Genomic DNA, 13,351 nt, shown 5'->3' on the forward strand with positions numbered 1-13,351 from the left:
GGCGGCGCCGTGCCCCCACCCCCGGACGCTTTCATCCGAGCGGTCCCTCGGCCCTGGCCAATGCCCGCTCCACGCCCGGCTCCCGGGGCCCGAGGAACCGCGGATCCGGCCGGAACGCCGCATCCAGCGCCGCCTTCCCGGCGGCGAAGATCTCCCGGGCGCCCCCGTAGTACCAGGTCGCGTCGTGCACGGCGTCCACCCCGACCCCGTACGACGTGACCCCGGCCGCCTCGCACAGCGCCACCGCACGCCGGATGTGGAAACCCTGGCTGATCAGCACGGCCTGGTCCACCCCGAAGATCTTCTTCGCGCGCACGCAGGAGTCCCAGGTGTCGAACCCCGCGTAGTCGCTGACGATCCGCCCGTCGGGCACCCCGTGCCGCGTCAGATAGCCGCGCATCGCGTCCGGCTCGTCGTAGTCCTCCCGGCTGTTGTCCCCGGTGACCAGCACCACCTCGACCCGGCCCTCCCGGTACAGCCTCGCCGCCGCGTCCAGCCGGTGCGCGAGGTACGGCGAGGGCTCCCCGTCCCACAGCCCCGCACCGAACACCACCGCCACATCGGTACGCGGCACATCAGCCGCCGTGCGCAGCCGGTCACCCGCCACGGTGTACATCCACGTCGCCGGAAGCAGCGCGAGCACGCACCCGGCCATCACGGCCTGCACCAGCCTCCGCTGCCCCCGCCGGGTCCGCGGCAGCCGCGGTCTGCGGAACGTCACACGACGCATCGGCGGTCCCTCCCCAGGTCGGCCCCTCGACAGTCAGGGACGTCCCTACGGGCCGCCCGGTTCACCCGCGCTCACGTGACCAGCTTCACGCGGTCCAGGGAAACCGCAGGTCAAGGAGGCTCACAGACCCCCTGTCCCCTGGGGTGAACCGCTGGAAAACACCCGTGACGCCCACGCAACGGGAAGGCAACGTGGCGCCGCGACCATCGGTGCATGCCCAGTCAGCTCAGCCTCGTCCCGCCGCCCGCCACGCGCCGCCCGGCCCCGCCCGCCCTCGTGGTCGTGGCCCACGGCAGCCGCGACCCCCGCGCGCTGAGCACGGTGAGCGCGCTCCTGGACCGGGTCCGTGCCCTGCGCCCGGACGTGCCGGTGCACCTGGGTCACATCGAACTCAACGCCCCGCTGCTCCCCGACACGCTCGCCGCCCTCGGAGACACGGAGGCGGTCCTCGTCCCCCTGCTCCTCAGCCGCGGCTACCACGTCAAGCGGGACATCCCCGAGATGGCGGCGGCCTCCCGGGCCCGCACCCACCTGGCCGCCCCCCTGGGCCCGCACCCGCTCCTGGTCGACGCCCTCCAGGACCGCCTCACGGAAGCCGGCTGGGGCAAGACCCCCCACCGCACCAGCGCGGTCGTCCTCGCCGCGGCGGGCTCCCGCGACCCGGACGCGAAAGCGGACACCGCCCGCACGGCCCACCTCCTGGCGGCCCGCCTGGGCGTCCCGGTCGTCCCGGCCTACGCCTCGGCCGCCACCCCCACGGTCCCGACCGCGGTCCGCACCCTCCTGGCGAGGGGCCGCCGCCACATCGCCCTCGCGTCCTACTTCACGGCCCCCGGCCGCTTCGCCACGGAGTGCGCCCAGAAGGCCCCCTGGATAGCGGCCGCCCCCCTCGGCACCCACCCGGCGATGGCCGAACTCGTCCTCCACCGCTACGACGAAGCACTGCGCGCAGCGACCGAACCGGTACTGGCCTCGGCCTGAAACGGGGTGCGGGGGTCGCGTCCTCAGGGGCGCGGGGAACTGCGCGACAAGCCACGGCGAGCCGGCACACGCCACACCACCGAACTCGGCACACGCGACGGCGTGCGGCACACCCGTGCCCGTACTGTCGACACATGGCAGGCACCGCACAGAACCCCCCGGCCTACGACCCGACGTCAGTCGACCGCTGGGCTCCCGAACCCGACAAACGCCCCGGCCGCACGGCCTTCCAGCGCGACAGGGCAAGGGTCCTCCACTCCGCCGCCCTACGACGCCTCGCCGGCAAGACCCAAGTGGTGACGCCCGGCACCCTGGGCCCCGCCTGGGACGCCAGCCCCCGCACCCGCCTCACCCACTCCCTCGAATGCGCCCAGGTCGGCCGCGAACTCGGCGCGGCCCTCGGCTGCGACCCCGACCTCGTCGAAGCCGCCTGTCTCTCCCACGACCTCGGCCACCCGCCCTTCGGCCACAACGGCGAACAGGCCCTCAACGAGTTCGCGGCGGACTGCGGCGGCTTCGAGGGCAACGCCCAGTCCCTGAGGCTCCTCACCCGCATCGAGCCCAAGCGGTTCACACCGGACGGCTCCGTCGGCCTCAACCTCACCCGCGCCGCCCTCGACGCCGCCACCAAGTACCCCTGGCCCCGCGGCGCCCACCCCACCGACCCGGCCTCGAACAAGTTCGGCGTCTACGAGGACGACCGCCCGGTCTTCGACTGGCTCCGCAAGGACGCCCCCGGCACCCGCACCTGCTTCGAGGCGCAGGTCATGGACTGGTCCGACGACGTGGCCTACTCGGTGCACGACGTGGAGGACGGCCTGCACGCCGGCCACATCGACCCGAACTGCCTGCACGCCGACCCCGAACGCCGCGACGTCTTCGAGGTCGCCCGCGGCCGGTACGTGCCCGCCGGCACCGACCCCGCCGAGCTCGCCGAGGCCCTGGACCGGCTGCTCGCCCAGGAGTGGTGGCCGCACGGCTACGACGGCACCGCCGTGGCCCAGGCCCGCCTCAAGGACGCCACCAGCCAGCTCATCGGCCGCTTCTGCCTGGCCGCCGAGACCGCGACCCGCACCGCCTACGGGGCGGGCCGGCTCACCCGGTACGCCGCCGAGCTGGTCGTCCCGCGCGAGACCCGGATGGAGTGCGCCGTCCTCAAGGCCGTCGCCGACCTCTACGTCATGCAGCGCGCCGAGCAGGAACGCCTGCGCGCCGACCAGCGGATCGTCGTCGCCGAGCTCGCCGAGGCGCTCACCGCACGCGCCCCGGACGGCCTGGACCCGCAGTTCCGCGTCCTGTTCGACCAAGCGGCGGACGACAGGGCGCGCAAGCGGGTGATCGTGGACCAGATCGCCTCCCTCACCGACACCTCCGCCCGTTCGCTTCACGTCCGCCTGACGGGGCAGGCGTGAGACTGACGCGATGGGCGGGACGCGAGCACCCTCCCCTGTGGCCCTCCGTGGCCTGATCGGGTCACTCCCTCTTCCCGCACCACGCTCCGTGCGGGACGCTCGCAAGTGGCGACACCGGCTGTGTTTACTGGGGAGACACCCCCCAGACCCCCCGTAGGAGGCATCAAGTGGTCGACGCGGATCAGACATTCGTCATCGTCGGAGGCGGACTGGCCGGCGCGAAGGCGGCTCAGACGCTCCGCGCGGAGGGCTTCACCGGCCGCGTGATACTGATCTGCGACGAGCGCGACCACCCCTACGAGCGCCCGCCCCTGTCCAAGGGCTACCTCCTCGGCAAGGAGGAGCGCGACAGCGTCTTCGTGCACGAACCCGCCTGGTACGCGGCCAACGACGTCGAGCTCCACCTCGGCCAGACCGTCGACGCGATCGACCGTACGGCGAAGACGGTCCGCTTCGGCGAGGACGGCACCGTCGTCCGCTACGACAAACTGCTCCTGGCGACCGGCGCCGAGCCCCGCCGCCTGGACGTGCCGGGCACGGACCTGACGGGTGTCCACCACCTGCGCCGCCTCGCCCACGCCGAGCGCCTCAAACAGGTCCTGACCAACCTCGGCCGGGACAACGGCCACCTCGTCATCGCCGGTGCCGGCTGGATCGGCCTGGAGGTCGCGGCGGCGGCCCGCGAGTACGGCGCGGAGGTCACGGTCGTCGAGCACGGACCGACCCCGCTGCACGGCGTGCTCGGCCCGGAGCTGGGCGGGCTCTTCGCCGAGCTGCACCGCGAGCACGGGGTGCGCTTCCACTTCGGCCGGCGGCTGACGGAGATCGTCGGCCAGGACGGCGTGGTCCTCGCGGCCCGCACCGACGACGGCGAGGAGCACCCGGCGCACGACGTGCTGGCGGCGATCGGCGCGGCCCCGCGCACCCACCTGGCGGAGGCGGCCGGCCTGGAGATCGCCGACCGGGCGCACGGCGGCGGCATCGTCGTCGACGAGCGGCTGCGCACCTCCGACCCGGACGTCTACGCGGCCGGCGACGTCGTCTCCTTCCCGCACGCCCTCTTCGGCACGCGGGTCCGGGTCGAGCACTGGGCCAACGCCCTCAACGGCGGACCGGCGGCCGCGCGCTCCATGCTGGGCCGCGAGGTGACGTACGACCGGGTGCCCTACTTCTTCTCCGACCAGTACGACCTGGGCATGGAGTACTCCGGCTGGGCGCCCCCGGGCAGCTACGACCAGGTGGTGATCCGCGGGGACGCCGGGAAGCGCGAGTTCATCGCGTTCTGGGTGAAGGACGGCCGGGTGCTGGCCGGGATGAACGTGAACGTGTGGGACGTCACGGACAAGATCCAGCGCCTGGTCCGCTCCCGGGCCCGGGTGAACACGGAGTCGCTGGCGGACCCGCACGTGCCGCTGGACGGCCTCGTCCCGTAGCCGCCGGGGCTGTCAGGACTGTCGGTCCGCCGCCGTAGACTTCACGCGTGGCTGGACGGATCAACGACGAGGACGTGAAGGCGGTACGGGACGCGGTCCCGATCGACGCCGTGGTGTCCGAGTACCTCCAGCTGCGCAACGCGGGCGGCGGCAACCTGAAGGGACTCTGCCCGTTCCACGACGAGAAGTCGCCCTCCTTCCAGGTCAGCCCGAGCAAGGGGTTCTTCCACTGCTTCGGCTGCCAGGAGGGCGGCGACACCATCACGTTCGTGATGAAGATCGACCACCTCACCTTCTCGGAGGCGGTCGAGCGCCTGGCCGGCCAGGCGGGCATCACCCTGCGCTACGAGGAGGGTGGCTACAACCCCTCCCACCAGCGCGGTGAGCGGATCCGCCTGGTCGAGGCCCACAAGATCGCCGCCGACTGGTACGTGGAACAGCTCGCGACCAGCCCGGAGGCCGACACCGGCCGCCAGTTCCTCGCCGAGCGCGGCTTCGACCAGGCCGCCGCCCAGCACTTCTCCGTCGGCTACAGCCCCCAGGGCTGGGACCACCTCACGCGCTTCCTGCGCGGCAAGGGCTTCACCGACAAGGAGCTGCTCCTCTCCGGCCTCTCCCAGGAGGGCCGCCGCGGCCCCATCGACCGCTTCCGCGGCCGTCTGATGTGGCCCATCCGCGACATCGGCGGCGACGTCGTCGGCTTCGGCGCCCGCAAGCTCTACGAAGCGGACAACGGCCCCAAGTACCTGAACACGCCCGAGACGGCGATCTACAAGAAGTCCCAGGTCCTCTACGGCATCGACCTGGCGAAGAAGGACATCGCCAAGGCGTCCCGCGCGGTCGTCGTCGAGGGCTACACGGACGTCATGGCCTGCCACCTCGCCGGTGTGACGACCGCCATCGCCACCTGCGGCACCGCCTTCGGCGGCGACCACATCAAGATCCTCCGCCGCCTGCTCATGGACAACGGCTCGGCCCGCGTCATCTTCACCTTCGACGGCGACGCCGCCGGCCAGAAGGCGGCCCTGCGCGCCTTCGAGGACGACCAGAAGTTCGCCGCCGAGACGTACATCGCCATCGCCCCCGACGGCATGGACCCCTGCGACCTGCGCCTGGCCAAGGGCGACGAGGCCGTCGCCGACCTCGTCGAACCCCGCACCCCGCTCTTCGAGTTCGCGCTGCGCCAGATCGTGAGCCGCTACGACCTCGACACCCCGGCGGGCCGCGCCTCCGCGCTGGACGAAGCCGCCCCGATCGTCGCCCGCATCAAGAACAGCGGCGCCCAGCACGAGGTCGCCGTCCAGCTCGCCGGGATGCTCGGCATCCTCGACACCCAGTTCGTGGTCAAGCGCGTGGCCCAGCTGGCCCGCTGGGCCCGCGACCGCGGCGGCAAGGGCCCCGCCCCGGAGCGGCACCACCCGGGGCAGCAGTACGCCGGCCCGCCGCAGTCCGCCGCCCCCCGCGGCCCGGCCCTCAACCTCCGCAACCCGGTCTTCGCCACCGAACGGGAACTGCTCAAACTCGCCCTCCAGCGGCCCGAGTTGGTCTCCCCGGCCTTCGACGCGTACGGCGTGGACGAATTCACCGCCCCGCCCTACGCCGCCGTCCGCCAGGCCATCCTCGACGCGGGCGGCGCCGAACCGGGCGTCGCCGACCCCCAGGACTACCTGGTCAGGGTCCGCGAGGCCGCCCCGGACGACGCGGTCCGCGCGATGGTCACGGAGCTGGCCGTCGAGGCGATCATGCTGCACAGGGGCGTGAAGGGCGTCGACGAGGTCTACGCGGGCGCCCAGCTGGTGACGGTCCGCCGCCGGGCCGTCGAGCGCCGTATCCGCGACATCACCGGCCGGCTCACCCGCCTCGGCACCCACGGCGACCCGGCCGAACTCGCCGCCGTGCAGAACGAGCTGTGGGTCCTCCAGCAGTACGACCAGACCCTCAGGGAGCACGGCGCCGCCGCGCTCTGAGGTCACCGCGCGGTCACGGACCGGAAGCAAAAAGTCATCGCACGCCCCTCGTGGCGACGATGTGTCTTACCCCACACTGGGTTCCGGTGCCTGAGTCCTCGGAGCGCGGCCGATCCGTCACCGACGGGTCCCAGACCCCCGCGGTTCCGCTCATCGCGTACGGGACGGAAAGCGGCGAGGCCGACTCCGCCCCCGAAGTACCGCTGCCGTACCCGCCGGCAGCGATCATCCTGGAGGTCGCCCCCGTGCAGACCCAGACCCTCGCCCAGACCGACGCCGGTGCCGTCCCCGGCGCCGACGGTGCCGCGCCGGACGCGGAGGCCGACGCCCTGTCAGGGGTCCCGGCGCAGAGCCGCGCCGCGCACCACCCCGAGTCGGAACCGGAGCCGGACGAACCGCCCGCCGTCGCCGCCGAGGCCGCCGAGCCCCTTGAGGCCGTCGTACCGAACCCGGCGCGTACCGAGACCGGCAGCCCCTCCTCTGACCTGTTCCGCCAGTACCTGCGGGAGATCGGCCGCATCCCCCTGCTCACCGCCGCCGAAGAGGTCGAACTCGCCCGCCGGGTCGAAGCCGGCCTGTTCGCCGAGGAGAAGCTGCGGCTCACCCCCGACCTGGACAGCCAGCTCGCCCTCGATCTGGACCGGCTCGTCGTCATGGGCCGCATGGCCAAGCGCCGCCTCATCGAGGCGAACCTGCGCCTGGTCGTATCGGTGGCCAAGCGCTACGTCGGCCGCGGCCTGACCATGCTCGACCTCGTGCAGGAGGGCAATCTCGGCCTCATCAGGGCCGTCGAGAAGTTCGACTACGCCCGCGGCTACAAGTTCTCCACGTACGCCACGTGGTGGATCCGCCAGGCCATGTCACGCGCCCTGGCCGACCAGGCCCGCACGATACGGGTTCCGGTCCACGTCGTGGAGCTCATCAACCGGGTCGTCCGCGTCCAGCGGCGCATGCTCCAGGAGCGGGGCTGTGAGCCGACGCCGGAGGAGGTCGCGGCCCACCTGGAGCTCGCTCCGGAGCGGGTCAGCGAGGTGCTGCGCCTCGCCCAGGAGCCGGTGTCGCTGCACGCCCCCGTCGGCGAGGAGGACGACGTCGCCCTCGGCGACCTCATCGAGGACGGCGACGCTGCCTCCCCCGTGGAGTCGGCGGCGTTCCTGCTGCTCAGGGAGCACCTGGAGGCGGTCCTGTCGACGCTGGGGGAGCGGGAGCGGAAGGTCGTCCAACTCCGCTACGGCCTGGCCGACGGCCGCCCCCGCACCCTGGAGGAGATCGGCCGCATCTTCGGTGTGACGCGGGAACGGATACGCCAGATCGAGTCGAAGACCCTGAACAAACTGCGGGACCACGCCTTCGCGGACCAGCTGCGGGGCTATCTGGAGTGACGCCGCGTGCGGGTCCGGCCCCAGGGGCGCGGGGCACTGCGCGACCAGCCCCCACCGGACCCGCAGCCGCCCCACGACCCCACTCGGCACCCGGGACGCGACTCAGTCCACCTCGGCCACCGCCTGCGCGAACTGCGCCTTGTACAGCCGCGCATACGCACCGCCCGCCGCCAGCAGCTCCTGGTGCGCCCCCTGCTCCACGATCGAGCCGTTCTCCATGACGAGGATCGCGTCCGCGTCCCGGATCGTCGACAACCGGTGGGCGATGACGAACGACGTGCGGCCGTGGGCGAGTTTCGCCATGGCCTTCTGAATGAGCACCTCGGTCCGCGTGTCGACCGAGCTCGTCGCCTCGTCCAGCACCAGGATCACCGGGTCGGACAGGAACGCCCGGGCGATGGTGATGAGCTGCTTCTCACCCGCGCTGACGCCCGTGCCCTCGTCGTCGATCACCGTGTCGTACCCGTCCGGCAGCGTCCGGACGAACCGGTCCGCGTGCGCCGCCCGGGCCGCCTCCTCGATCTCGCCCCGGGTCACCTTCCGGGACGCCCCGTACGCGATGTTCTCCGCGATGGTGCCGCCGAAGAGCCAGGTGTCCTGGAGCACCATGCCGATCCCGGCGCGCAGTTCGTCCCGGGACATCCGAGCGATGTCGACCCCGTCGAGGGTGATCCGCCCGCCGGTGACGTCGTAGAACCGCATCAGCAGGTTGACCAGCGTCGTCTTGCCGGCACCCGTGGGGCCGACGATGGCCACCGTCTGCCCGGGTTCGACCTTCAGCGACAGGTCCTCGATGAGCGGCTTCTCGGGGTCGTAGCGGAACGACACGTGCTCCAGCGCCACCTGCCCGCGCAGTTCCTCGGGCCGCACCCCCGGCACCGGGTCGGCGCCCTGCTCCTCCGCGTCGAGCAGCTCGAAGACCCGCTCCGCCGAGGCGACACCGGACTGCACCAGGTTCGCCATGGAGGCGACCTGCGTCAGCGGCATCGAGAACTGCCGCGAGTACTGGATGAAGGCCTGCACATCACCGATCGACAGCGAGCCCGAGGCGACCCGCAGCCCGCCCACCACCGCCACCAGCACGTAGTTGAGGTTCGACACGAACATCATCAGCGGCTGCATGACCCCGCTGTTGAACTGCGCCTTGAACCCCGCCTCGTACAGCGCGTCGTTCTGCTCGGCGAACTGCTTCGCCGACTCCTCCTGCCGCCCGAACACCTTCACCAGGGCGTGCCCGGTGTACATCTCCTCGATGTGCGCGTTCAACTGCCCTGTCGAGCGCCACTGCTGGACGAAGTGCGGCTGCGACCGCTTGCCCACCCGCGTGGCCACGACGAACGACAGCGGCACGGTCACCAGCGCGACCAGCGCGAGGATCCACGAGACGTAGAACATCATCGCGAGGACGCCGATGATGGTCAGCACCGAGTTGATGAGCTGCCCCATCGACTGCTGGAGCGTCTGCCCGATGTTGTCGATGTCGTTCGTCGCCCTCGACAGCACCTCACCGCGCTGGCGCCGGTCGAAGTAGGACAGCGGCAGCCGCGACAGCTTCGTCTGGACGTCCTCGCGCATCCGGAACATCGTCCGGTTCACGGCCCGGTTCACCAGCCGCGTCGCCACCGCCATCAGCAGCCCGGCCACCGTGAACACACCCAGCGCGAGCAGCAGCACATGCCCGACGGCCGTGAAGTCGATGCCCTCGCCGGGGGTGAAGTCGGTGCTGCGCAGCATGTCGGCGACGTCCCCGTCCCCGCGCTGCCGCATCTGCTCCAGGACCTGCTCCTTGCTCGCCCCCTCCGGCATGCCCCGTCCGACGATGCCCGCGAAGACCAGGTCGGTCGCCTTGCCGAGGATCTTCGGCCCGACGACGTTGAGGCCGACGCTGAGCACCACGCACAGCAGCAGCACGTAGAGGGTCGCGCGCTCCGGCCGGAACTGAGCGACCAGCCGTTTGCCGGAGCCCTTGAAGTCCAGCGAGCGCTGGTCGGGGCCGCCCCCGGCCATCATCCGCCCCATGGGCCCGGCCATCAGGCAGCCTCCGCTTCCGTGAGCTGGGAGAGCACGATCTCCCGGTAGGTCTCGTTGTCCGCCATCAGCTCGTGGTGCCGCCCGGTGCCGACGACCCGGCCCTCGTCGAGCACGACGATCCGGTCGGCGTCCCGGATGGTCGCCACCCGCTGGGCGACGATCACCACGGTCGCCTCGGCCGTCTCCCGCGTGAGCGCGGCCCGCAGGGCGGCGTCCGTGGCGTAGTCGAGCGCGGAGAAGGAGTCGTCGAAGAGGTAGATCTCCGGCCGCTGCACCAGCGTCCGGGCGATCGCCAGCCGCTGCCGCTGTCCACCGGAGACATTCGTCCCGCCCTGCGCGACCGGAGCGTCGAGCCCGCCCTCCAGGCCTTCGACGAAGTCCTTGGCCTGCGCCACCTCCAGCGCGTGCCACAGTTCCTCGTCGGTGGCGTCAGGGTTGCCGTAGCGCAGGTTGGTCGCCACGGTGCCCGCGAACAGGTACGGCTTCTGCGGCACCAGCCCTACGGTCTCGGCGAGCAGCTTCGGCTCGATCTCCGCCACCTCGACACCGTCGACGAGCACCTGCCCGTCGGTCGCGTCGAACAGCCGCGGCACCAGCCCGAGCAGCGTGGACTTGCCGCTGCCGGTCGAGCCGATGACGGCCGTCGTCTCACCCGGCCGGGCCACCAGGTCGACGGCCCGCAGCACCGGCTCCTCGGCACCCGGATAGCGGAAGCCCGCCCCGCGGATCTCCAGATGCCCGTGCCGGCGCAGCTCCCGCACCGGCGCCGACGGCGGCACGACGCTGGAGGAGGTGTCCAGCACCTCCTGGATGCGCTCGGCACACACCTCCGCGCGCGGCACCATCATGAACATGAAGGTGGCCATCATCACGGACATGACGATCTGCATCAGATAGGCCAGGAACGCCGTCAGGTCACCGATCTGCATCCCGCCGCTGTCGATCCGGTGCGCACCGAACCACACCACGGCGATCGACGACAGGTTCACCACCGTCATGACGATCGGGAACATCAGCGCGAGCAGGTTGCCGGTGCCCATCGCGAAGTCCGTGAGGTCGGTGTTGGCCTTCCGGAAGCGCTGCTGCTCGTACTCGTCGCGGACGAAGGCGCGGATCACCCGGTTGCCGGTGATCTGCTCGCGCAGCACCCGGTTCACCGCGTCCAGCCGCTCCTGCATCGCCCGGAACAGCGGCCGCAGCCGCCGCACGATCAGCGTCACGCAGATGCCCAGCACCGGCACGACCGCCACCAGCACCCCGGACAGCGGCACGTCCAGACCGAGCGCCAGCACGATGCCGCCCACGCACATGATCGGCGCCGACACCAGCAGCGTGAACGTCATCAGCGCCAGCATCTGCACCTGCTGGACGTCGTTCGTCGTCCGCGTGATCAGCGACGGCGCCCCGAAGTGGCCCACCTCACGCGCGGAGAACGACTGCACCCGGTCGAACACGGCACCGCGCACGTCCCGCCCGAGCGCCGACGCCGTACGGGCGCCGTAGTACACGGCGCCGATGTTGCACACGACCTGGACCAGCGAGATGCCGATCATCAGACCGCCGTAGCCCAGGATGTAGCCGGTGTCGCCGTTCACGACACCCCGGTCGATGATGTCGGCGTTCAGCGTGGGCAGGTAGAGCGTGGCGCAGGTCTGCAGGAACTGCAGCAGCACCAGCAGGGCGATGGGTCTCTTGTAGGGCCTGAGGTGGGTCCGCAGGAGTCGTATGAGCACGCTGCTTCTCTCGGAGTGGGCGACGGAGCGGTTGGTTGCCCCTGGCCCCTATCGTCGAACACTCCACCGGTGTTACCTCAACCGAATTAACCCGACGGGAGGTCAAAAGGTCAGAGCGCTCCGGGATGCGTCTGCTCCCGCACCGCCACGAACTGCTGCCGCACCGCCTGCCCCACGGCCAGTTCGTCGCCGGGCTCCAGCACCTGCGCCACGGCGCCCTGCCAGACCGGCGGGTTCCGCACGTCGAGCGTGCCCTGCGAGGCACCCAGCGCCCAGGCCGCCTGTCGGGCGGCGCCGATCGCCGCGTAGTCCGCCGGCTGCGGCACCACGACCTGCGTCCCGAACAGCATCGGTGCCGCCGCCTGCACGGCGGGCAGTTCGGCGGCAGGCCCGAGCAGGAACACGCGCCGCACGTCCACACCCCGGCCGCGCAGCACGTCCAGCGCGTCCGCGAGCCCGCACAGCATCCCTTCGAACGCCGCCCGCGCCAGGTGCTCCGCCTTCATCGACTCGCGCCGCAGCCCTGCCAGGGTCCCGGCGGTGTGCGGCAGGTTCGGCGTCCGCTCGCCCTCCAGATAGGGCAGCAGGACCAGACCGTGCGACCCGGGCGTCGACTTCATCGCCAGGTCGGACAGGCTCTCCAGATCGGGCAGCCCGAGCAGCTCGGCGGCCCCGCGCAGGGTCCGTACGGCGTTCAGCGTGGTGACGACGGGCAGGTGCATGCCGGTCGCGTCCGCGAGCGCGGTGATCATGCCCGACCCGTCGACCAGGGCCTCGGGGTGCACGGCCATCACGGACCCGGACGCGCCCAGCGACACCACCGCGTCACCGAGGCCGATGCCGAGACCGAACGCCGCCGCCATGGTCTCGCCGGTGCCCACGGAGATCAGCAGCCCCTCCGGCGTCGTACCGGCCGCGTCCGCCGGACCGATCACCTCCGGCAGCATCACCTGGTGCCCGAGCGCCAGCTCCACGAGGTCGGGCCGGTAGCCGCCGGTCGCCGCCGACCAGTAGCCGGTGCCGGACGCCCCTCCCCGGTCGGTGGTTCTCCTGACCGGCCGGCCGAGCAGCTGCCAGACCAGCCAGTCGTGCGCCTGGAGGAGGATCGCGGTGCGCTGCGCGTTCTCCGGCTCGGTCCGGGCCATCCAGCGCAGCTTCGTGACGGGCTGCGCGGCCTGCGGCACACAGCCCACGGCCTGCGCCCAGGCCTCCCGCCCCCCGAGCGCGTCGACCAGGTCGGCCGCGGCGACCTGCGTCCGCTTGTCACCGCCGACCATCGCCGGCCGCACGGTGTTGCCCTGGGCGTCCAGCGGCACGACGGCGTTCTGCTGGGCGGAGACACCGATCGCCTGCACACCTTCGAGCAGCCCACCGCCCGCGGCCTCGCCCAGGGAGAGCAGCCAGGCCTGCGGATCGACGTCCGACGGCCGGCCGCCGCCCGCGGGGCTCTCCACCGGATGCGATGCATATCCCTGCCTGAGCACGGCTCCGGTGTCCGTGTCACAGACGACGATACGAGTGAAATCGGGTGAACTGTCCAACCCGGCGACTATCCCCATGGCCAAAATTCTGCCGTACCGCTGCGCCGGCTGGAGCCGTGGGCGCCGTGGGGGTGCGTCGCCGGGTTCGTGTGCGGGTGCGTCGGGGCTGCTCGCGCCCACGCGGCGGAGCCGCACATCGAT

The 13,351-nt window shown here is 72.0% G+C and carries 9 protein-coding genes; 5 read left to right on the forward strand and 4 right to left on the reverse strand.

Going from position 1 to position 13,351, the window contains the following annotated elements; translation table 11 throughout:
- Window positions 1–31: 31 nt before the first annotated feature.
- Complete coding sequence (locus GTY56_RS29675; protein ID WP_161368389.1) at window positions 32–730, reverse strand: SanA/YdcF family protein; 699 nt, start codon at window positions 728–730, stop codon at window positions 32–34.
- Window positions 731–943: 213 nt separating this feature from the next.
- Between GTY56_RS29675 and GTY56_RS29680 the strand changes: the two genes are divergently transcribed.
- The 5 genes from GTY56_RS29680 to GTY56_RS29700 all read left to right on the forward strand — a co-directional run bounded on the left by GTY56_RS29680 (window position 944) and on the right by GTY56_RS29700 (window position 7,905).
- Window positions 944–1,711: a sirohydrochlorin chelatase gene (locus GTY56_RS29680; protein ID WP_161368390.1), complete on the forward strand. Its 768-nt coding sequence runs from the start codon at window positions 944–946 to the stop codon at window positions 1,709–1,711.
- Between the two features lie 134 nt (window positions 1,712–1,845).
- On the forward strand, window positions 1,846–3,123 hold the full coding sequence (locus GTY56_RS29685) for a deoxyguanosinetriphosphate triphosphohydrolase (RefSeq protein ID WP_161368391.1): 1,278 nt from the start codon (window positions 1,846–1,848) through the stop codon (window positions 3,121–3,123).
- 167 nt (window positions 3,124–3,290) lie between these two features.
- Window positions 3,291–4,556 (forward strand): FAD-dependent oxidoreductase, encoded by a 1,266-nt coding sequence (locus GTY56_RS29690; protein ID WP_161368392.1) that lies wholly within the window; start codon window positions 3,291–3,293, stop codon window positions 4,554–4,556.
- 47 nt (window positions 4,557–4,603) lie between these two features.
- The gene (dnaG, locus tag GTY56_RS29695) at window positions 4,604–6,523 is read left to right on the forward strand and encodes a DNA primase (RefSeq protein WP_161368393.1); all 1,920 of its coding nucleotides are present in this window, start codon (window positions 4,604–4,606) and stop codon (window positions 6,521–6,523) included.
- An 86-nt stretch (window positions 6,524–6,609) separates the two neighbouring features.
- Window positions 6,610–7,905: a sigma-70 family RNA polymerase sigma factor gene (locus GTY56_RS29700; RefSeq protein ID WP_161368394.1), complete on the forward strand. Its 1,296-nt coding sequence runs from the start codon at window positions 6,610–6,612 to the stop codon at window positions 7,903–7,905.
- A 102-nt stretch (window positions 7,906–8,007) separates the two neighbouring features.
- Here GTY56_RS29700 and GTY56_RS29705 read toward each other — a convergent pair whose 3' ends face one another.
- The 3 genes from GTY56_RS29705 to GTY56_RS29715 all read right to left on the reverse strand — a co-directional run bounded on the left by GTY56_RS29705 (window position 8,008) and on the right by GTY56_RS29715 (window position 13,228).
- A complete protein-coding gene (locus GTY56_RS29705) occupies window positions 8,008–9,936 on the reverse strand; it encodes an ABC transporter ATP-binding protein (RefSeq protein ID WP_161368395.1) in 1,929 nt (642 codons plus the stop codon).
- Window positions 9,936–11,669, reverse strand: a complete 1,734-nt coding sequence (locus GTY56_RS29710; RefSeq protein ID WP_161368396.1) for an ABC transporter transmembrane domain-containing protein — start codon at window positions 11,667–11,669, stop codon at window positions 9,936–9,938. The genes GTY56_RS29705 and GTY56_RS29710 overlap by 1 nt, the downstream gene beginning before the upstream one ends.
- Before the next feature lie 110 nt (window positions 11,670–11,779).
- Window positions 11,780–13,228 carry a xylulokinase gene (locus tag GTY56_RS29715; protein ID WP_161368397.1) on the reverse strand — a complete coding sequence of 483 codons (1,449 nt, stop codon included), beginning with the start codon at window positions 13,226–13,228 and terminating at the stop codon, window positions 11,780–11,782.
- Window positions 13,229–13,351 lie beyond the last annotated feature (123 nt).

It is taken from the genome of Streptomyces sp. SID5643 (assembly GCF_009872555.1).
GTDB classification, from domain to species: Bacteria; Actinomycetota; Actinomycetes; order Streptomycetales; family Streptomycetaceae; genus Streptomyces; species Streptomyces iakyrus.